At 74.8% G+C, this 20,242-nt stretch carries 17 protein-coding genes; 8 read left to right on the top strand and 9 right to left on the bottom strand.

The annotated features are described in order from the left end of the window. Window positions 1–68: 68 nt before the first annotated feature. Both EKG83_RS19690 and EKG83_RS19685 read left to right on the top strand, forming a co-directional pair. The gene (locus EKG83_RS19690) at window positions 69–842 is read left to right on the top strand and encodes a hypothetical protein (RefSeq protein WP_033433089.1); all 774 of its coding nucleotides are present in this window, start codon (window positions 69–71) and stop codon (window positions 840–842) included. 43 nt (window positions 843–885) lie between these two features. Then, on the top strand, window positions 886–2,346 hold the full coding sequence (locus EKG83_RS19685; protein ID WP_033433088.1) for a flavin-containing monooxygenase: 1,461 nt from the start codon (window positions 886–888) through the stop codon (window positions 2,344–2,346). A gap of 844 nt (window positions 2,347–3,190) precedes the next feature. On the opposite strand, the gene EKG83_RS19680 is transcribed toward EKG83_RS19685, so the two are convergent. Beyond that, on the bottom strand, window positions 3,191–4,702 hold the full coding sequence (locus tag EKG83_RS19680) for a chitinase (protein WP_033433086.1): 1,512 nt from the start codon (window positions 4,700–4,702) through the stop codon (window positions 3,191–3,193). 203 nt (window positions 4,703–4,905) lie between these two features. Between EKG83_RS19680 and EKG83_RS19675 the strand changes: the two genes are divergently transcribed. The 5 genes from EKG83_RS19675 to EKG83_RS19655 all read left to right on the top strand — a co-directional run bounded on the left by EKG83_RS19675 (window position 4,906) and on the right by EKG83_RS19655 (window position 10,057). Further along, window positions 4,906–5,040, top strand: coding sequence for a DUF3072 domain-containing protein (locus EKG83_RS19675; RefSeq protein ID WP_084716792.1), 135 nt, complete (start codon window positions 4,906–4,908; stop codon window positions 5,038–5,040). 196 nt (window positions 5,041–5,236) lie between these two features. Then, window positions 5,237–7,690, top strand: coding sequence for an FtsX-like permease family protein (locus EKG83_RS19670; RefSeq protein WP_051766389.1), 2,454 nt, complete (start codon window positions 5,237–5,239; stop codon window positions 7,688–7,690). Continuing rightward, entirely contained in the window at window positions 7,683–8,348 is a 666-nt protein-coding gene (locus EKG83_RS19665; protein ID WP_033433084.1) for an ABC transporter ATP-binding protein, read from the top strand. The genes EKG83_RS19670 and EKG83_RS19665 overlap by 8 nt, the downstream gene beginning before the upstream one ends. Next, the gene (locus EKG83_RS19660; protein ID WP_033433083.1) at window positions 8,345–9,007 is read left to right on the top strand and encodes an ATP-binding cassette domain-containing protein; all 663 of its coding nucleotides are present in this window, start codon (window positions 8,345–8,347) and stop codon (window positions 9,005–9,007) included. Before EKG83_RS19665 ends, EKG83_RS19660 begins: the two co-directional genes overlap by 4 nt. 6 nt (window positions 9,008–9,013) lie before the next feature. Then, window positions 9,014–10,057 (top strand): GDSL-type esterase/lipase family protein, encoded by a 1,044-nt coding sequence (locus EKG83_RS19655; RefSeq protein ID WP_033433082.1) that lies wholly within the window; start codon window positions 9,014–9,016, stop codon window positions 10,055–10,057. Window positions 10,058–10,176: 119 nt separating this feature from the next. On the opposite strand, the gene EKG83_RS19650 is transcribed toward EKG83_RS19655, so the two are convergent. The 4 genes from EKG83_RS19650 to EKG83_RS19635 all read right to left on the bottom strand — a co-directional run bounded on the left by EKG83_RS19650 (window position 10,177) and on the right by EKG83_RS19635 (window position 15,933). Then, complete coding sequence (locus EKG83_RS19650) at window positions 10,177–11,322, bottom strand: amidohydrolase family protein (protein ID WP_051766388.1); 1,146 nt, start codon at window positions 11,320–11,322, stop codon at window positions 10,177–10,179. Continuing rightward, window positions 11,319–11,807, bottom strand: coding sequence for a MarR family winged helix-turn-helix transcriptional regulator (locus tag EKG83_RS19645; protein WP_170191894.1), 489 nt, complete (start codon window positions 11,805–11,807; stop codon window positions 11,319–11,321). The genes EKG83_RS19650 and EKG83_RS19645 overlap by 4 nt, the downstream gene beginning before the upstream one ends. 190 nt (window positions 11,808–11,997) lie before the next feature. Beyond that, window positions 11,998–15,033 carry an AfsR/SARP family transcriptional regulator gene (locus EKG83_RS19640; protein ID WP_153278233.1) on the bottom strand — a complete coding sequence of 1,012 codons (3,036 nt, stop codon included), beginning with the start codon at window positions 15,031–15,033 and terminating at the stop codon, window positions 11,998–12,000. 66 nt (window positions 15,034–15,099) lie between these two features. Beyond that, window positions 15,100–15,933 (bottom strand): calcium-binding protein, encoded by an 834-nt coding sequence (locus EKG83_RS19635; protein WP_153278232.1) that lies wholly within the window; start codon window positions 15,931–15,933, stop codon window positions 15,100–15,102. 173 nt (window positions 15,934–16,106) lie between these two features. Here EKG83_RS19635 and EKG83_RS19630 point away from each other — a divergent pair, with 173 nt between their 5' ends. Further along, window positions 16,107–17,975, top strand: a complete 1,869-nt coding sequence (locus tag EKG83_RS19630) for a DUF6345 domain-containing protein (RefSeq protein ID WP_153278231.1) — start codon at window positions 16,107–16,109, stop codon at window positions 17,973–17,975. Here the strand turns inward: EKG83_RS19630 and EKG83_RS19625 are convergent. From EKG83_RS19625 to EKG83_RS19610, 4 genes are read right to left on the bottom strand one after another with little or no spacing between them, the layout of a single operon-like run. Then, window positions 17,906–18,616 (bottom strand): hypothetical protein, encoded by a 711-nt coding sequence (locus EKG83_RS19625; protein ID WP_063741401.1) that lies wholly within the window; start codon window positions 18,614–18,616, stop codon window positions 17,906–17,908. The two genes, EKG83_RS19630 and EKG83_RS19625, sit on opposite strands and share 70 nt — an antisense overlap. A gap of 22 nt (window positions 18,617–18,638) precedes the next feature. Further along, the gene (locus tag EKG83_RS19620; protein ID WP_051766385.1) at window positions 18,639–18,893 is read right to left on the bottom strand and encodes a hypothetical protein; all 255 of its coding nucleotides are present in this window, start codon (window positions 18,891–18,893) and stop codon (window positions 18,639–18,641) included. 7 nt (window positions 18,894–18,900) lie between these two features. After that, window positions 18,901–19,482 carry a GNAT family N-acetyltransferase gene (locus EKG83_RS19615; protein ID WP_033433079.1) on the bottom strand — a complete coding sequence of 194 codons (582 nt, stop codon included), beginning with the start codon at window positions 19,480–19,482 and terminating at the stop codon, window positions 18,901–18,903. Between the two features lie 5 nt (window positions 19,483–19,487). Beyond that, complete coding sequence (locus tag EKG83_RS19610; protein ID WP_033433078.1) at window positions 19,488–20,237, bottom strand: methyltransferase domain-containing protein; 750 nt, start codon at window positions 20,235–20,237, stop codon at window positions 19,488–19,490. Window positions 20,238–20,242 lie beyond the last annotated feature (5 nt).

Raw genomic sequence — 20,242 nt, 5'->3', positions numbered from 1 at the left:
GAGGTATGGGAGCGTTCCCAGAACGGCTACGTTCCTTCCCTGCCCCCTCAGCGCAGAAGGAGCCAGACGTGCGGAAGCGGTTGTCCTCGGCGGTCCTCGCCGCCCTGCTGTCGGTCGTCGCCCTGCCGGTCGCCGCGGCCTCCGGCCCGGCGCCCCAGCGGCTCACCACGTGCGCCAAGGCCGATCTGCTGTTCTGCGAGGACTTCCAGCGCGTGCCCACGGGCGCGGGCACCAGCCTGAAGTGGGGCGTGGACACCCGCGACGGCTCGCTGGAGGTCGAGCGCGACCGCCGCGGCCAGAAGGTGCTGCACGCGCGGACCGAGGGCAACGGCCGGGCGTTCCTCAAGGTCGACGGCTTCGCCGCGCCCGGCAACAGCTTCTACGGCCGGGTGCGGGTCAAGGTCGCCGGGTTCCCGACCGAGCCGGACTGGGCGCACTACACCCTCGTGGAGACCACCGGCGACGGCCCGGAGGTCGTCCGCCCCCTCGGCGGCCAGTACGTGCCGACCCTCGACCGGGCCCTGTGGGGCGTCGGCGCGGACGGCGGCCCGACCGGTGACTGGACGAACTGGCGCGAGTCGGCACCCTCGCGGGCGGACCGGTGGCAGTGCGTCGAGTGGCGGATGGACGCCGCCGACAACCGGGTCGAGCTGTGGTTCGACGGCGCGGCCGCGCCGGACCTGACCGTGTCCACCCGCAGCCACGGCGGCAACCAGGTCGACTTCCTGTTCCCCCGGTTCGACACGGTCAAGATCGGCTGGCAGCTCTACCAGCCGAACGGGGGCTCCTACGACATCTGGTACGACGACATCGCGCTGGGCACCAAGCGCATCGGGTGCTAGTCGGGGCCCGTGCGGCATGCTGTCCCCCAGGGGGGTGGCAGCCATGCGGGCGTGCGTCATCGGGGCGGGACCGGCGGGGATCGTGACCGCCAAGGTGCTGTTGGAGCACGGCTTCGACGTCACGGTCATCGACAAGTACCGGTGGGTCGGCGGGATCTGGTCGCCGGGCGGTTGCTACGACGGGCTGGCCAACCAGGCCGCGTCGCGCCTGTTCGAGTTCGCCGACCTGCCCAACCGCCTGCACTTCGCCGGTGCCCCGGAGACCCAGCTCTACCTGGAGGACTACGCCAGGACCTTCGGCGTGCTGGACCGCCTCCGCCCCGGCACGGAGGTGGTCTCCGTGCGGCCGGTGGACGGGCCCGGGCGGGTGGGCGCCCACGGCTGGTCGGTCGGGTTCCGGCCCGCCGGGGACGAGGCGGCACCGGTGCGCCGGGAGACCTTCGACCACGTCGTGGTGGCCAGCGGGGCGCACCACCACGCCAACGTGCCCGACCTGCCGGGGCGCGAGTCGTTCCGCGGCACCGCGCTGCACTCCAACGAGGTGCGGGCCGGCGCGTTCACCGGGCGGCGGGTGGTGGTCGTGGGCGGCGGCAGGTCCGCACTGGACCTGGCCACCCGCGCCGCGCGCGAGGCGTCCTCGGCCGTGCTGGTGCAGCGCCGGGTGAACTGGATGATCCCCGAACGGCTCCTGCTCGGCCTGGTCGGCTACAAGTGGATACTGCTCACCCGGCTCGGCGAAGCGCTCCTGCCCCTCTACCACGACGCGAACAGCGTCCGCCGGGTCGATCGCCTCAGCGCGCGGACCAAACGCGTCCTGTGGTGGCTCATCAGCCAGGACATGCTGATCTCGTCGGGGTTCTACCGGCTGCCGAAGCGGCTGCGGCCGGCCCACCCGCTCCCCTTCCACCTGGTGCACGCCGGGGTGGTGCCGCGCGGCTACGTGCGGGCCCTGCGCCGCGGCACGCTGTCCGCCCGGGTCAGCGCGGTCGAGGGCTTCACCGGCCGGGGGCTGCGGCTGGCCACGGGCGAGGAGCTGGCCGCGGACGTGGTCGTGTTCGCCACCGGCCACCGCAGGGTCTTCCCGTTCCTGGACCCGGCGGTGCGGGTGCACGACCCCGCCGGGCGGTTGCGCCTCTACCGCGGCATCGTGCCGCCCGGCGTGGACCGGCTGGGGTTCGTGGGGTTCCGGCAGGTCTTCAACAACATCATGGGCGTGGAGCTGAGCGCGCAGTGGCTCGCCCGGCACTTCCACGGCGAGCTGCGCCCCACGCTGATGCGGGAGGCCGTCGACGACCGCCTGGCCTGGCAGGAACAGGTGCTCCCGGGCTCCGGCGGCTACGACTTCGGGCCCTACGACATCCACTGCGCGGACGAGCTGATGCACGACATGGGCCTGCCGCAACGCCGCACCGGCAACGTGCTGGCCGAGTACCTGCTGCCCGGCGGGGTCGCGCACCGGTACCGGGGGTTGAGCGGGTGGCGGGTGCCGCGCACCGCGCCCTAGGGGTTCGGGTTTGGGTGGGGCCGGTGGTGTGCTGGTGGGGCCGGCAGGACAGGGGTGTGGCGCGGTTCGGCCCGGCCGGTGCCGAGTGGGCGTTGATCGGGCCGGGTGTGCCGGTGGCGGCGGGCGGGCCGTTGCCGCAGCGGGAGCGGGAGCGGTTCAACGCCTGGGCCGGGCAGCAGGACCCACGCCGCGGTCGACGCCGCCGGGTTGCCGTCGGCGTTCGTGCTCACACCCGACCAGGCCGCGGACAACCCGCGGTTGCGGGTGGCGCCGGACCGGGTCCGAGTCCCGGCCCGACTGGTCGGCCCTGTCGATGCTGAAGACGCCGACCACCGCCACGTATGCCGACCAGTGCGCGGGCTGGTCCGCGCACGACGCCCCGGTGCCGCCGATCCCCTGGGCGCGGGAACCCGCGAAGACCTGGGAGACCGACACGGTGACGGTGGCGGTACCGGCGGGGGTGGAGCAGGTGACGGCGCCACTCCGCGCCGACCTCTTCCCCGTCACGCGGATCGGCGATCGTCGCCGCGAACGTGATCGCCCACGGCAGGCCCCCCACGTCCGTGTCGTCGTCGGGCTCGTACACGATCACACCAGCCATCAGGCACCGTCCCCGGTTCCGGCCGGCAGCTCGTCGCGCAGCCGCGAGATCTTCTGGAAGCGGTGTCGCGCCGGCTGTGGCGCACGGGATCGACGGGGCCGACCAGGGCCCGCACCGGGGGGCACGTCACGCCGGCCCGACCCGGTGCGCAACCACCACACGATCCCGTTGAACCGCTCCCGCGCCCGCTGCGGCACCGGCGCGGCCCCGGGGTGGGGCCGCGCCGGCGGGTCCGGCGCGGTTTCAGCGGGGCAGGTAGGCCCGGTGGGACTTGGAGAACTCGAACCCGTTGTACCGGTCCCAGTTGACCGACCACGTCATCAGCCCGCGCAGGTCCGGGTAGACCGCCCTGGGCTTGTACGTGCCGCAGTTGGTGCCCTTCATCAGGCAGTCCAGCGCCTTGTGCACCTCGGCGACCTGGGTGAAGCCGTTGCCCGCGTTGACGCTCGCGGGCAGGCCGATGGCGACCTGGTCCTGCCGCAGGCCGGGGAAGAACCTGGTCGCGTCACCGCGCACCGGGAACCCGGCCAGCACCATGTCCGCCATGCTGACGTGGAAGTCGTGGCCGCCCATGAAGTGGTACTGGTTGTCCAGGCCCGTGATCGGGCCCGAGTTGTAGTGCTGGACGTGCAGCAGCGTCAGGTCGTCGCGCATCGCGTGGATCACCGGCAGGTACGCGCCCGCGCGCGGGTCCGCGCCGTTGCCGCCGCCGTAGTGCTGGTAGCCGACCTGGACGAAGAACGTCTCCGGCGCCATGGTGAGCACGAACCGGCTGCCGTAGCGGGCCTTGAGGGTCTTCAGCGCCTGGATCAGGTTGACGATCACCGGGGTGGTGGGCGCGCGGAAGTCGGTGTCGCCCGCGTTGAGCGACAGGGAGTGGCCCTCGAAGTCGACGTCCAGGCCGTCGAGGCCGTACTTGTCGATGATCGCCGACGCCGAGCGCACGAACGCGTCCCGCGCGGCCGCGGTGGTCAGCTGCACCTGGCCGTTGGCGCCGCCGATGGAGATCAGCACCTTCTTGCCCTTGGCCTGCTTGTCCCGGATGCCCGCGATGAACTCGGCCTCGGACTCGACGTTCGGGCACTCGGCCACCGGGCACTGGGCGAAGCGCAGCTCGCCGGAGGTGGCGGAGGTGGGTTCGGCGAAGGACAGGTTGACGATGTCCCAGTCGTCGGAGACGTCCTTCATGCGGATGTAGCCGGAGCCGTTGGCGAAGCTGGCGTGCAGGTAGCCGACCAGGACGCGCTTGGGCAGCCCGCCGACCGGTGGCGTGGTGGTGGTCGTGGTCGTCGACCCGGTGGTCGTCGTGGTGGTGGTCGTGGTGGTGGTCGTCGTCGTGGTCGTGGTGGTCGTCGTCGACCCGGTGCACGGCGCGCCGTTGAGGCGGCAGTTGGCGGGGCTCGCGGTACCCGTGGCGTTGAACCCGAACGTCACCGAGGCGCCCGGCGCGACGCTGCCGTTGTAGTCGCGGTTGGTGAACGTGTAGTGCCCGCTCGCGTTGGTCTGCAACGCGTCCCAGTAGGCGCCGACCGACGTGCCCGACGGCAGGTCGAACTCCAACCGCCAGCCCGAGACGGCGGTGCTCGTCTCGTTCCGGATCGAGAACTGCGCGGTGTAGCCGGTGTCCCAGCTCGACGTCTTGGCGAACGTCGCGGTGACCGAGGCGGCGTAGGCGGGCGCGAAGCCCACCACCGCCGCTCCCACCACCAGCGCCGCCACCGCCGCCACCCTGGCGAACAGAACCCTGCGCGACATCGTCCCTCCCAGCGGTGGCGGCCTCCAGGTGGGGAAATTGGACTAGACCATCTCCGGGATGTCAACAGGGGTGGCGGAACGGACGAGTGGGTTGGGCCGTCCGCGCAGCGGGTACCTCGAACTCGCGTTCGAACGAAGGGAGACGCGACGTGAACCGGACGCCGGAGAAGGACCCGGAGGACTGGACCACGGGCGACGAGCCGATGACCGGGCCGCAGGAGTCCTACCTGCACACGCTGGCGCAGGAGGCCGGCGAGGAGGTGCCGGAGGGCCTGACCAAGGTCGAGGCGTCGCAGCTCATCGACCAGCTGCAGGACAAGACCGGCCGCGGCAGGTGACCTCGGCGGGCAGGACGGCGCCGGTCTCGCCACCGCCGTCCTGCTCCCCGCCCCGGGAACGCGGACCGTTGTCCGGTGAACGTGCCGTGACCCGGACAACACACCTGGTGATCAGGCGTTGTCCGGCGTTGTCCGGGACCGCCCCGAGTCCCGCGAACACCCCCTGCACCGCCAACGCCCCGGTTAACCTCCGCTGGTGCAGATCCCGTGGAGAGCGGCCCCCCGCGCCGCGCTGTCGAGCCCGCTGACCCTCCTGGTCAGCCTCGTCACCGCGCTGCTGATCGGTTTCGTCGTCGCGGCCGCCGTCATGCACTCGGCGGCTTCCGGCAGCGCCGCGGTGGACTACCAGCAGGACCGGCTGTGCGCGGAGGCGCTGCACCCGTCCGTGGAGAGCGCTGTCAACCACCGCGACATCGCCGCGGTGGTCACCGGGATCAACGGCGCCGTGCCGGACCACCCGAAGCTGATCGGCACCTACACCAGGGAGCGGCGCACCGACTTCGGCGGGCCGCAGACCTACGCCAAGTTCGGCTACCGGCCCGGTGCGACCGACCACCTCAAAGTCCTCGAAGGCGGTGCCAAGGACGGCCTGTGGGTGCCCAAGAGCATCGCCGACACCGTCGGCCTCGGCCTGGGCGGGCGCGGCATGGGCGGGCGGCTGCCCCCGGTGACCGCGATCTACGAGGACGTGCGCGACCCGCTGCCCGCGTGGTGGTGCTCGGAGCGCCACTTCGTGGTGCCCAACGTGCTCGACCGCGACGAGCTGTCCACCGCGGTGGTGTGGATGCCCAGCTTCGAGTCCTTCGCCGCGCTGCCCGAGGAGGTCGGCGGGCCCACCGACGTCACGGTGCGCTTCCCCGCCGCGGAACCGCGCACCGTGGACGAGGCGCGGGCGCTGCTCACCGCGGGCACCGCGCGCATCGCACCGCTCAAGGACTTCGGCCGCGTGGTCTCGCCGCTGGTGCTGCCGGTGGACAACGCCGCGCGCACGGTGGTCAACGTGCGCTCGGCGATCCTGGGCCTGACCCTGATCAGCCTGCTCATCGGCCTGGCTGGCGTCGCGACGGTGACCGCGCAGTGGGCGCAGCGGCGGCACCGGGAGCTGCGCCTGCTGTGGGTGCGCGGTGCCGGCCCGGTGGCCCTGGGCGGGCGCGCGGTGCTGGAACTGGGCCTGCCGCTGGTGGTGGGCGGCGTGGCCGGGCTGGGCGTCGCGCGGCTGCTGCTGCCGGTCTACGCGCCGTCGGTGGCGCTGCCGCCGGGCACCACCACGACCGCGGCGCTGGCCGTGCTGGTGGTGGTCGTGCTGGCCCTGGCGGTCACCGGGGTCACCGCCGCGCTGCGCGCGCACCGGCTGTTCCAGGTGGCGGCGCGCGGTGACCGGGTGCGCCGGGTGCTGGCCGCCCTGCCGTGGGAGCTGGGCACCGCCGGGCTCGCGGTGTGGGCGTGGGACCGGGTCCGGCACAGCGGCCTGGCCACCACCGAGAAGATCGGCGACCTGCCCCGCATCGACGCGACCGCGCTGGCGTTCCCGCTGCTGGTCGTGCTCACCGCGGCGCTGGTGACGGCCCGGCTGGCGCGCTGGGCGCTGGCCGCCTCGCACCGGGTGTCGCTGTGGTCCCGGCCCGCCGCGCAGCTCGCGATCCGGCGGCTCGCCGCGGCCTCCGGCCCGGTGACCGGGGTGCTGCTGGTCGGCGTGCTGGCCGTCGGCACCATCGCGGTGGGCACGGCCATCGCCGGGTCCCAGCGGACCGCGCTGGAGGTCAAGTCCGGCATGTACACCGGCGCGAACAGCGTCGCCCAGGTGGACCCGGGGCTGACCGAGCTGCCCGACTCCCTGCGCGGCCGGGCCACCCTGGTCGGCTTCGTCAAGCAGAACGACCGCACCGCGCTGGTGGTGGACCCGCGCACGTTCCGGGACGGCGCGTTCCCGTTCGAGGTGGACCCCGCGCTGCTGACCCGACCGCTGCGGGTGGGCGACGCGCCCCGCCGCGAGATCAGCCTGCCCGGACTGCCGCCGCTCAACCCGGACGCGCACGTGCCGTCGTTCCCCAAGCTCGGCACCTCCGGCTGGGTCGTGCCGGTGGACCGGATCGCCGACCGGGACGACGTCGGCTCCTGGTACGTGTGGTCGAACCTGCCGCTGGGCGAGCTGACCGGGGCGCTGGCGGACGCGGGCGTGCCGTACCGCAACGTGGTCGAGAAGGCCAAGGCGGTGCAGGGCCTGCCGTTCCTGACCATCCAGTGGACCTTCGGGTTCGTCACGGCCATCGGCGCGGTGCTCGCCGTGGTGGCGGCCATCGCGCTGCTGCTGGCGGTGGAGGTGCGGCGGCGGCAGAACGCGGTGTCCGGCGCCTTCAGCACCCGCATGGGCCTGCGCCCGGCCGCGCTGCTGCGCAGCCACCTGCTGGAGCTGGGCGCGCTCGCCGCGGCCGCGGTGGCGATCGGGTCGACCGCCAGCGCGCTGGGCAGCGGCGCCACCGTGCCCAGGCTGGACCCCGCGCCGCGGCTCACGCCCGGTCCGCAGGTACCCGACCCGGTGCCGCTGCTGGGCGCCACGGTCGTGGGCGGTGTGCTGGTGGTGCTGGTGGCGGCGTGGATCGCGGTGCGCTCGGTGCGCTCGGCGAGGATCGGGGAGTTGATCCGTGGCTGAACACGTGTTGCGGTTGACCGGTGTCGGCGTCCGGTACCGCACGCCCGCGGGCGAGGTGACCGCGGTGTCGGACGTGTCGCTGGCGGTGCCCGCGACCGGGATCACCGTGCTGGCCGGCCCGTCCGGGTCGGGCAAGTCGACGCTGCTGCGGGTGCTCAGCCTGGTGGAGCGGCCCACGTCCGGCGGCGTGGAGCTGCGCGGCGCGGGCACCGCCCGGCTGTCCAACCGGGCGCGGCGGGCGCTGCGGCGGCGCGAGGTGGCCCTGGTGTTCCAGAACCCGGGCGACAACCTGGTCGAGCACCTGGACGTGGGCGACAACCTGCGGGCCGCGGCGCAGGCGGCGGGCCGGCCGGTGGAGGTCGACGCGCTGCTGGCGCGGCTGGGCCTGCCGGGCACGGCGACGTGGCGGGTCCCGGCGCTGTCCGGCGGGCAGCAGCAGCGGCTGGCGTTCGGGTGCGCGCTGGCGCGCGGCGCGTCGGTGGTGCTGGCCGACGAGCCGACCTCGCAGCTGGACGCGGCCTCGGCGGACCTGGTGCTGGAGACGGTGGGCGAGCTGGCCGCGGCCGGGGTGCCGGTGGTGGTCGCCTCGCACGACCCGCGGCTGGTCGCCCTGGCGGACACGAGGTTCGACCTGCGGGACGGGGGGCTGGTGGCGTGACGGTGTTGCGCGCGGTGGGGGTGGAGCGGGCGTTCGCGCACCCCAGCGGACCGGTGCGGGTGCTGCGCGGGGTCGACCTCGCGGTGGCCGCCGGTGAGCTGGTGACGCTGTCCGGGCCGTCCGGGTCGGGCAAGAGCGCGCTGCTGAGCGTGCTGGCCGGGTTCGACCGGCCCGACGCGGGCGCGGTCGAGCTGTGCGGCGAGGTGCTGACCTCGCCGCCGTCGTGGAAGGTGTGCGCCCTGCTGCCGCAGGCGCTGGGCCTGGCGGGCGAGCTGACGCTGGCCGAGAACGTGGCGCTGCCGATCCGGCTCGGCCTGCCCACCGGGAACGGCGGCGCCGGCGGCGACCTGGACCGGGTGACCGAGCTGCTGGTGGAGCTGGGCATCGGCGACCTGGCCGACCGCTACCCCGGCGAGGTGTCGTTCGGGCAGCAGCAGCGCGCCGCCCTCGCGCGGGCCGCGATCTGCTCACCCGCCGTGCTGCTGGCCGACGAGCCGACGGCCCACCTCGACCGGCACAGCACGCCCGCGGCCGTGCGGGTGCTGCGGCGCGCGGCCGACGAGGGCGCGGCCGTGCTGGTGGCCACCCACCACGACGAGGTCCACCGGGCGGCCGACCGCACCGTCGTCCTGTCCGGGGGCCGGGTCGCCGTAGGATAGGGGCCGATGTTGCGTCGACTCGTGGCCGTCGCCCTGGTGCTCCCGCTGCTGGCCCTGCTGCTGGTGGTCAGCGACTCCCCCTACCCGCCCCTGCCCGGACCGCCGCGCGACGCGCCGCGCGCGATCGTGGCCATGGGCGACAGCACCATGTCCGGCGAGGGCGCCGGCTCCTACGAGCCGGGCACCGACGGCGAGAACGGCAACTGGTGCCACCGGTCCACCGGGGCGTCGGTCCACCACACGCGCGTCGAGGGCGTCGACCGGGTGTTCAACCTGGCCTGCTCGGGCGCCAACGCCGAGCAGGTCGGCATCACCGACCAGGTCCGCAACACCGAGGGCTCCCAGGCGCGCCGGCTGGCCGACATCGCGCGCCAGTACCGGGTCACCACCGTGGTGGTGGCCGTCGGCGCCAACGACGACCCCCGGTTCGCCGACGTGCTGGGCGCCTGCCTGCGGGCCTGGATCGAGCGCCGCACCGACTGCTCGAAGGCCATGGCCGACGAGTGGCGGTCCCGGGTGGACCGGATGGCGCCCAAGGTCGAGCGGGCGCTGCGCGACATCCGCCGGGTGCTCCAGGACGAGGGCTACACACCCCGCTCCTACACCCTGGTGCTCCAGTCCTACGCCGCGCCGGTGGCCCCGGGCCTGCCGTTCGACCTGCAGAACCTCGCGGGCTGCCCGCTGCGCACCGGTGACCTGGAGTGGGTGCGGGACCAGGCGGTGAGCGAGCTGTCCGCCGGGCTGCGCCGGGCCGCGGGCGCGGTGGACGCGCGGTTCCTCGACCTGTCCCGGGCCGGTGAGCGGCACGAGGCGTGCACGGGCGGCGGTGAGCCGGAGCAGGAGTGGTTCACCCGGCTGACCGTGGACTTCGACGGGTTGAACGACACCGAGCGGGCCAAGCACGCGTTGCAGGAGTCGTTCCACCCCAACGCGCGCGGGCACGAGCAGTTCGGCCGGTGCATGAGCCGGTTCCTGGCGACGTCGGCGAAGTCGGCCGCGTGCGTGGTGGGCGAGGACGGCAACCTGGACGCGGTGCCCGACCGGGACTAGCGCGTGTTCCAGGTGTGGCGGAGGCAGGTGTTGACGGCGGTGACGTGGGCGGTGGTCCGACACCGCGCGGTGGCGTTGGGGCCGGTTGGTGCCGCGGCGGGGTCGCCGCCCTCGCCCCGTCAGGCGCGGCCCGGGACGGGCGCGGCGACACCGCGCTTCCACACGCCGACGACGTCGCGGGTGGCGGTGATGTCCCGGGTCGGGTCGCGGGCGACCAGCAGGAGGTCCGCGCGCCTGCCGGTGGCGATGAGTCCGCGGTCGTCGAGCCCGAACACCGCGGCGGCGCGGGAGGTCGCGGCGCGCAGCGCTTCGGACGGGCTCAGCCCCGCGTCGACGAGCAGCGCGAGTTCGTCGTGCGCGGAGACCCCGTGGGCGACGCGGGCCGGTGAGGTGTCGTCCGCGTTCGCGTCCGTGCCGAGGACGATCGTCGCCCCGGCCCGGTGCAGGGCCGCGGTGGAGGCGACGGCGTGGGCGAAGTTCAACCGCCGCGGCGTGAACGGGAGCTTGAGGGTGCGCAGGATCGTCCGCATCATCACCAGGGTCGGCGACACGGCCGTGCCGGCGGCGGCGATCCGCCGGGCCAGGTCGGCGGTCACGGTGTCCCCGATGGGCGCGTGGGTGATGACGTCCGCGCCCGCGTCGAGCGCGACGGTGTAGGCGCGGCTCGACGCGGCGTGCACCACGACCTTCTTCCCCGCGCGGTGCGCGTGGGCCACGAGGGCGGCGACGGTGTCCGGGCCGAGCGGCTTCGGCCGGAACGGCAGCCTCTCCTCCAGGACGACCTTGAGGTAGTCGGGGTCCTGGGCCAGCCGTTCGGCGACCCACCGGGCGGCGTCCCGCGGGCCCCGGACCGCGGTGGAGGCGGGGTGGCCCATCCTCCGCACGGCCGTGCCGCGGGGGGCGCACGCGGGAGAGGACGCGCCGCGCAGGTCGGCGCGGGCGTCGTCGTCGGCGTCGCGGAGCGCGCGCAGCTCGTCCCACCGGCGGGTGCCCATGTCCAGCATGGTCGTCACCCCCCAGCGGAGGCCGGCGGCGAGCTGGTCGGGGTGGTCGACGTGCACGTGGGTGTCGATCAGGCCGGGGAGCAGGTACCCGCCCCGCCCGTCGACCTCCACCCCGTCGACGCGATCGACGACCACGCCGTCCTCGACGGCAACCGACGTCGGCGGGCCGAAGGTGCCGTCGGCGGCGAACACGTGGACGTCGGTGATGGTGAACCGGTGGGTGATGTCGTACCTCCGGGAGTCGGGAGGGCAGTGCCTCAACGGGTGTCGAGCAGGCGCAGGACGGCCCTCAGGTTCTCCGTCACCGACCCGATCCGGGCGGCGTCGACGCCGCCGAGCAGTTCGTGCTGCGCGGCGACGACCTCGCCGACCACCCGCCGGGTGGCGGTCGCGCCCTCGGGGGTCAGCGAGACGCGCCGGCTGCGGCCGTCGGCCGGGTCCGGGGTCAGGGCCACGTAGCCGCGCCGTTCCAAGGACCGCAGCACGTTGCTCAGCCCGCCCGTGGTGAGCAGCAGCCGGGACGACAGCTCCGAGGGCCTCAACCGCTCGTCACCCGCGGTCACCAGGGTCCCGAGCACGTCGTACTCCGCCCGGCTGAGGTCGAACCCGACCAGCACGGCGACCGTGACGCGGTCGGTCAGGGCGTGCATCCGCGCCACGCGCTTGGTGAACTCGATGGTCTCCGCGGGCAGCTCCGGCGCCTCGCGCGCCCACCACCGGACGACGTCCGCCACCGGGTCGGTCACCGGCACCCCCTTCGACCGGACAAGCTTAGCTTTATCGAAAGCTTTTTGTAAAGTTATCCAACCCCGGCGAACCCCCTGTCGCACCATCCCACGCCGGCGTTCCCCGGCGAGCCGTCAGCCGGCACGGCAGCGACCGAGATCCCCGACGGGGTCGAGCCGGCGGCCCCGGCGCTCGCGGGTCCGGCCGCCGTCACGCCCCCGCCGCGCTGATCGCGGCCCGCGTCTCGGCCAGCGCCGGCCGTTCGACCGCGGGCACCGGCGCGCCGATGGCGTCGCGGATCACCTCGGCCCGGTGCACCAGCCCGGCACCGCGGTCGGCCTCGCCCAGGGCGCACGCCACGGCGGCCAGCGCCTCCAGCACGCTGGCCTCCCGCCAGCGGTCGCCCAGCTCGCGGTGCAGGGCGAGGCTCGCCCGCAGCAGCTCGTCCGCCTGTCCGGGCCGGCCGGCGCGGTGCTCGACCAGGCCGAGCAGGTTGAGCGCCCAGGCCAAACCCTCCTTGAAGTCGAACTGCCCGAACACGTCCAGCGCCTCCTCCAGCAGCTCGCGCGCCTCGTCGAGCCGCCCGTCGCCCAGGGCGACCGCACCGAGGTAGGCCAGCGAGGACGCCGCGCCGCGGCGGTCGTCCAGCTCGCGCAGCACGGCCAGGCTCGCGCGCAGCTCCTCCCGGGCCGGGTCCGGGTCGCCCGCCAGCCACGCGGTCGCGCCGGCCAACTGGTGCGAGTAGGCGATGCCCGAGCGGTTCGCGCAGGCGCGGAAGCTGTCCCGGCAGGTCCGGTAGTGGTGCAGCGCCTCGGCGTACTCGCCCCGCTCCCGCGCCACGTTGCCGAGCAGCACCCGCAGCCGGCCGACCAGCCAGTGGTCGTCGGTCGCCGCGGCGAGGTCGAGCCCTTCGGCGGCGCGGGCGGACGCCTGGGCGTAGTCGCACTCGGACAGCGCGAGCGAGGCGGCACCGGCCAGCGCCCGGCTGCGCGGACCGGGCGGCGCGCCCGCGCTCCCGGCGAGGGCCTGGTCCAGCCACCGCCTGCCGTCCCGGTACCGGCCGTGCAGGCGGCAGTACCTGCTCAGCGCCGCGGCCAGGTCCAGCGCCGCGGTCGGGTCCGCGGCCTCGACGAACCACGACACGGCCAGCCGCAGGTTCTCGTGCTCGACGCGCAGGTCGCGCAGCAGGACGCCGGTCCCGTCCGCCGCCGCCTCCTCGGCGAGCCGCGCGTAGTGGCGGGCGTGCCGCTCCCGGGCCTCGGCCTCGGCGGCCGGGTCGTCGGCGAGGCGTTCGCCCGCGTAGGCCGCGATCGTCTCCAGGACCGAGAAGCGCGGGCACGCCTCCTCGCGCCGGACCCGGACCAGGGACTTGGCCAGCAACCCGGTCAGCGCGTCCAGCGCGCGGTCCGCCTCCCACACGGCCTCGACGGCCTCCACCGCGAACCCGCCGGCGAACACCCCGAGCCGGGCGAACAGCGCCGCCTCGTCCGGCGAGAGCAGGTCGTGGCTCCACGCCACGGCCGCCCGCAGCGTGCGGTGGTGGGCGGGCGCCCCGGTCCGCGCGGAGTAGGTGAGCAGCCCGAACCGGTCCCGCAGCCGCCGCGCGATCTGCGCCGGGCTGAGCACCGGCGTCCGCGCCGCGGCCAGCTCCAGGCCCAGCGGCAGGCCGTCGAGGGTCGCGCAGAGCCGCGCGATGGGCACCGCGTCCTCGTCGCCGAACCGCTGCCCGTGCTCGGCGGCGCGGTCGAGGAACAGGCGCACCGCGTCGTAGGCGGACAGCTCGGCCAGCGAGCGCGGCACGTCCGGGTCCGGCACGGCCAGCGGTGGCACGGGGCAGGCGACCTCGCCCGGGACGCGCAGCGCCTCCCGGCTGGTCACCAGGACCGCGACGCCGGGGCACGACGCGAGCAGGCGGCCGACGAGGTCGACGCACGCCGGGAGGAGGTGCTCGCAGTTGTCCAGCAGGATCAGTGCGGAGTCCGCGGCCAGTGCCCCGACCAGGCCGTCCACCCGGTCGACGCCCGGCTGCTCGGGCACCCCGACCGCGGTGGCCACCGCGTCCGCGACCAGCTCGGGGACGCGGGTGGGGGTGAGGTCGACCGGCACCACCCGCCGGTGCCCGGCGAGCGCGGCCGTGACGCTGAGCGCCAGGCTGGTCTTGCCGCAGCCGCCGGGACCGGTCAGCGTCACCAGCCGCGACCGCGTCAGGAGGGTCAGGACCTCGGCGTGCTCGCGCTCGCGCCCGACGAGACCGCCCGGCACCACGGCGGTCCAGCCGCCTTGGACGGGGGCGGCACCCCGGGGGAACCCGGGTGTGACGGGTTGCGCCATCGCGGACCGCTCGTCCCGGGCCGACAAGGCGGTCCCGGCGTCCCCTCCTCGAACGCGCGTGGCCGGCGCGGACAGGACCGGCGCGGCCGGGGTGGCGGGGCCGGACCCGGTGCGCGGCGCCGTCGCCGGGTCCAGCTCCGCCACCCCGGCCAGCACGTCCGCTTCCAACCGCCGCAGCCGCGGCCCGGGCTCCAGCCCCAGCTCGTCGAGCAGCACCTCCCGCGCCCGCCGGTAGGCGCGCAGCGCCTCGCCCTGCCGCCCACCCCGGTGGTGGGCGATCACCAGGAACTCCCAGCACCGCTCCCGGAACGGGTACCGCCGCACCAACCGCTCCAGCTCACCCGCCGCGGCGTCGTGCTCGCCGAGCGCCAGCTCGGCCTCCACCAGCAGCTCGGCGGCCGCCGCCCGGGCCTCGTCCAGCCGGGCGACCTCCGCGTGCCCCCACTCCGCCACCGGGCAGTCGGCGAGCGGGTCCCCGCGCCACAGCGCGAGCCCGGCGCGCAGCTCACCGGCCGCCGCCGCGGCGTCGCCGTCGCGCAGCGCGCACCGCCCGGCCCGGACGTGCCCCTCGAACACCGCGAGGTCGCTGCCGGGCGGGTCGAGGTCGAGCGCGTAGCCGGGTTCCCTGGTCACCAGCAGCTCGCCGCACCCGAGGTCCGACAGCGACCGGCGGATCCGCGCGATGTGGCTGTGCAGCGTCTTGACCGCGGTGGGCGGCGGGTCCGCGCCCCACAGCGCGTCGACCAGTTCCGGCCGGGACACCACGCCGGGCGCCCGCAGCCCGAGCAGCGCGACCACCGCGCGGGGCCGGGCACCGGGCAGCCGCAGCACCCCGCCCGGCCCGGTGACCTCCACCGGCCCCAGCAGGCGCACGGTCGCGCTCCTGCCCTCGCCCTGAACCGCAACGGGGTGCACGGCACGATCCTCCCGCACCGGCGGGAGGATCGTGCCTCCAGGTCAGCGCCGCGTCACCCGTTGTGCCTAGGCGCAGGCCGTCTTGTCCAGGACGATGCCGTCCCAGGCGTTGGTGTCGCACAGGTCGTCGCCCGGCCCGCCGATCGGGGGCTCGGGGCTGATCCCGATGAGCACGTCGTCCCCCGAGCCGCCCGTGATGCCGATGACGTTGTAGTAGGTGTCGACCTCGACCAGCTGACCGTTCGCGCCCAACTCCCCGCCCTGCTCCGGGAGGAGGGTCAACCCCGACTCGGCGTAGCCCGTCCCGGACAGGTTCACGCCCACCCGCGCGACGTGGTCGTCGTAGACGGCCATGTCCCGCATGTCCCAGCCGTCCAGGTGGTCGTTTCCCGGGCCGCCGCGCAGGACGTCCGAGCCCTCCTGCCCGTACAGCTCGTCGTCCTCGGTCCCGCCGGACAGGTCGTCCTTCGCCATGCCCCCCACGAGGATGTCCTTGCCCGGCCCGCCCACCAGGGTGTCCTCGCCCATGCCGCCGGTGAGCACGTCGTCGCCCGCCCCGCCCTGCATGGTCAGCCCGGCCTCGCCGTCCCAGTAGCCGGAGTCGTCGCCGTCGCCCAGGTCGACCCACACGGCCGACACCCCCGTGACCGAACAGGTCACCTCCGTCGCCGTGGAGCGCAGGCACCCCGGGCCCGGCGACAGCCCGACCACGTCCGAGACGCGGATGACCGAGCCGGTGCCGAGGACCCTGACGTGGTTGTCGACCCCGGGCGCCGCCTGGACGACCAGCAGGCCCGCGCGCACCAGGACCGACGTCGCGGCGGCGTGCGCCGTGCCGGTGCACAGCACGGCCTGCGCCGCGGCCAGCCCGGCGAGCACCCCGATCCGAAACAGGCGCATGAACTCCCCCTCTTCCCCGGCGACGACCCCCTGCCGTCGCACCCGCACAGCCTCGGGAACACCGGTTGCACGGCGGTTGCACGGGGGTGGTGGCCGCCGTGCAACCGCCGTGCAGGCGGCCCCGGACATCGTCGTCCCCGTTCACCACAGGGGAACGACGAAGGGCAGGGACGATGCGCAGGACTACGAGCGCGGTGCTGGCGTGCACCGTGACGATGTCGGTCGCGGCGGCGGTGACGCAGTCGGCGGCGGGGGCGGCCGGGGCGGCCTCGCTCCCGGTCTACCTGGTGACCCAGGAGGGGTTGACGCGGGCGGAGGGCCAACGCCTCGCCGACGCGTTCGGCATCCCCGACGGGTTGCAGGCCGACGGCGGCTTCGAGCAGGTCGACGCGACGGGGTTCCTCGCGGCGCCGTCGCGGGTGGTCGGCACCGGGCAGGACGAGGCGGGCAACGCGACGGTCGGCGAGGCGCTGGACCCGGTGGCGCTCGAAGCGCTCCGGCCGGTGTCCGACGCCGAGGCGCTGCGCCGGGGCGACGAGCTGGTCCGGCTCACCGGCCTGTCCGCGGACCTGACCGCCACGCCCAGGATCTCGCACGACGTGCTGTCGCTGGCCGACGCCGACGGGCGCCTGCGGTCCAAGCACCCGCTGGACACCGTGGTGTCCTACGACCTCGCCCTGGGCGGGCTGCCGGTCACCGGCATGGGCGCGCGGCTGCGGCTGGTGGTGGGGCCGGACGGGAAGGTGACCCAGTTGTCGAACCGGCTGCGCCGGGTGTCGCGCGGCGCGGAGGTGCCGATCATCGGCGTCGACGAGGCCACCCGCGCCTGCGCCGCGCTGCTCGGCCCGGACGCGCGCCAGGAGCAGCCGCCGACGCTGGCCTACCAGTTCCCGGCGCTGACGGCGCGGGACGCGAGCGGCAGCGGCGCGGTCCGCACCCTCCACCCCGTCTACACCTGCCACGCCGGCAGCGCCGCGGGCAAGGTGTTCCAGCAGGTGCCCGCGGTGGCGGGCAGCGGGCCGTCCGGCCGGTTCACCGTGACGCTGTCGCAGGGCGTGGTCACGGCGTCGGCCGAGGTTTCCGGCGGCACCGGGCCCTACGAGCTGAGCTGGGCGTCGTCGAGCACCGCGCTGACCGAGGAGCAGTCCGAGGGCGCGCGGACCAGCTACGCCCGGTTCAGCCGGGACGGTGCGCCGAGCGCCGAGCGGGTCGTGTTCCAGGTCGTCGACGCCAACGGGCTGGCCGCGACCGGGACCGCCGAACTCGCCGGCGACGGCACCACGACCGCGGTCACCACGCCCGGCGGCGGCGGGTTCGGCCAGCTGACCATCCCCCGCGTCGACGCGGGCACCGAGACCCCTGTCACCGCCGGTGGTTGCGGCACGGCGAGCAACAAGAGCGCCAACGGGTTCAAGAGCACCCTCGCCGCGCACGGCGTGACCACCCAGTTCGACTTCCGCGGCAACAGCGCCTACGAGTCCGACTTCAAGGACCCGTCGAAGGGCGGCCACGACTCGCTCTACACCGACGACGTGGACATCCAGTGGTACAGCGGCCACGGCGGCCCCGGCGGCTTCACGTTCAACGGCAACCACGACGACGGCCTGATCACCCCCCAGGACGCGCGGTGGGGCAACCGGGACCTGGAGTGGATGCAGTTGGAGTCCTGCAACGTGCTGCAGGACGTCACCGGCACCGCCGACTACTTCCAGCGCTGGGACGAGGCGTTCGCGGGCCTGCACCTGCTCAACGGCTTCCACACCACCGCCGCCTGCGGCACCGGGGAGGGCCTGGGGCTGACCTTCGCCAAGCGCCTGTTCCCCGGCGCCTCCGGCCCGGCCCTGACCGTGGTGCGGGCCTGGGCGGCCGCGTCGCTGGCCAACGAGCCGGCCGGCCGGATCACCCGCACGATGGGCCCGCTGAAGCTCGTCAACGGCCAGTACCTGTGGAACTACAACGACCACTTCTGGGGTCAGGGCCCGGTCGGCCCGGACATCACCTCCCCGAACGGCTTCTGGGCCGTCGCCGACGAGGTGGTCTGACCGGTCCCCCCGAGGGCGGGCGGCTCCGGCCGCCCGCCCTCGAGCAGTTCCGCGACCTCCTCGGCGGTCCAGAACGGCGTGGCGGCGGCCAGGTAGGCGGCGATGTCGGGGACCGACCAGCCGTGGGACCCGGCCAGGCCGTCGCCGAGCATCTTCAGGTAGGGGCCCGAGGGCTTGGTGTGCTCCACCTCCCGGGAGTGCCACGGGGCGGTGAAGGTGAGCGCCGGGTGGCCGTCGTGGTCGCCCAGGTGCAGCAGGGTCTCGTAGCGGCCGTCGCCCAGCCCGGCGCGGCCGTGCGCGAGGACTTCGGTGAGGTCGAGGTCCGCGCCCGGCTCCCGGTACATCTCCTGGGCCGCGACGTCGGCGAACTGGGAGGGCGTGATCAGGTAGGCGCGGACGGCGGCCGTGCCGGGCAGGTCGGGGTCGTAGAACGCGCGGCCGCCCAGCCAGACCGGTGACTCGGTGGCGAAGTAGACGCCGCCGGGGATTTGCATTGGCCGGGTGTCGCGCGGTGGGGTCGTGTCGCGACAGCCGGGGTGGTGGCGCCGGGCGCCGACCGGGGTGCCGCCGGCCAGGTAGCAGGTGAAGCGGTCGGCGTGCATGTTCGACCCGTAGCTGACGTACCAGACCAGGCTCGGCATCCACGGCCTCAACTCGGTGCTGTCATAGGCACAACCGACAAGGCCGGGCGGTCGGGTGCGCGGTCTCCAGCTCGGCCCGCGTCCCGACGACCTTCACCCCGCTGCCCACCCACCCCGTGCCCTGCTCCGGCACACCCCCGAGGACGGGGCAGCTCGCCCGGTGCAGCACCAGGTTGTCCGGGTTCAGGCTGCGCTCGGCGTTGATCACGTACTGGTCCTGGTGGTCGGTCAACCAGCGCTCGTACGCGCCGCTGTCCACGGTGAAGCGTTCGATCATCGAGCCATCATCCGCCGTTCGCCGCCGCCCGGTTTACCGCCATCCGGCGCCACTCGTCCTCCAGGACGGCGTAGATCAACTCGTCGCCCCACGCGCCCTTGAAGATCTCGTTGTGCCGGAAGTGGGCCTCCTTGCGCATCCCCAACCGCTCCATCACCCGCCACGACGCCTCGTTGAGCGCGTCGCACGAGGCGATGACCCGGTGCAGCCCCAGGTGGTCGAAGGCCAGGTCGATCATCGCGGCGGTGGCCTCGGTGGCGTAGCCGTGGCCGTGGTGGTCGGGGTGGAGGACGTAGCCGACCTCGCCCTGGCGGTGGTACTGGCTGAGGTACTTGAGCACCGACTCGCCGATCACCTCGCCGTCCTTCTCGATGGCCAGGCAGAGGTACTGCCCCTCCTTCTCGGGCCAGGTCACGGCGGCCTTGTTGACCAGGCTCCCGGCGGTCTCCTCGGGGGTGCGGGCCTCGCCGTACAGGTAGCGGTTGACGTCGGCGCGCGACTGCCACGAGTGCACGGCGGCGAGGTCGGCGAGGGTGAACGGGCGCAGGGCCAGGCGTCGGGTCCGGACCGGGTAGTCGGGCTTGCTCACACCGGTCAACCTACGTCCCGGCGGGCCACCACGTGGAGGAAGCGGGCGACCGGCGGGTACGGCACGCGGTCGGCCAGGGCGAGCTCCAGGCGTTCCAGCTCGGCGAAGAACCCGGGGTCGTGCTTGCGGGCGTTGTCGGCGATGTAGCCGGTGGTGGCGAGGATGCCGTGGTGGCCGACCGGTTCGCAGCCGTCGAGCCAGGCCAGGACCTGGTCGGCCGAGTACAGGGTGAGGGCCTGGTCGAACGTGCCGGTGCGGGCCTGGTCGGTGTCCAGCGCTGCGAGCGCGGCGGCCGGGTCCGAGCCCATCGTGGCCGGCCGCAGGGGTTCGGAGTGGCGGTTGATGGCGATCACCGACAGCAGGCCGCCGGGTTCGACGTGCGAGACCGCCTTGCGCAGGGCGGCGGCCGGGTCGGCGAGGTACTGGAGGGCGTTGTGCAGCAGCACCACGTCGTACCGGCCGGGCAGCTCGTCGAACAGGTCGGCGTGCACCGCCTCCAGCGGCAGGTCCTCGGCGGCGAACGCCCGGCGCGCCTCGGCCGGCATCTCGGGCGACCGGTCGACCACGGTCACGCGGTGGCCGCGCCGGGCGAGGCGCAGGGCGTCCGCGCCGTCGCCGCCCGCCAGGTCCAGGACGGTCGACGGAGCGGGCGGCAGGTGGCGGGCCAGGTTGACCTCCGCCTGGGTGTAGCGGAGCCGTCCCCACGGGGTCTGCTGCCACTCCCGCCACTGCCGCATCGCGTCGCCGAAGGTCATCCCGC

Origin of the sequence: Saccharothrix syringae (genome assembly GCF_009498035.1) — a bacterium.
In the GTDB taxonomy this organism is placed as follows: Bacteria; Actinomycetota; Actinomycetes; order Mycobacteriales; family Pseudonocardiaceae; genus Actinosynnema; species Actinosynnema syringae.
The sequence above is the reverse complement of the archived record's forward strand: the minus strand, read 5'-3'. Positions and strand labels throughout refer to the sequence as shown.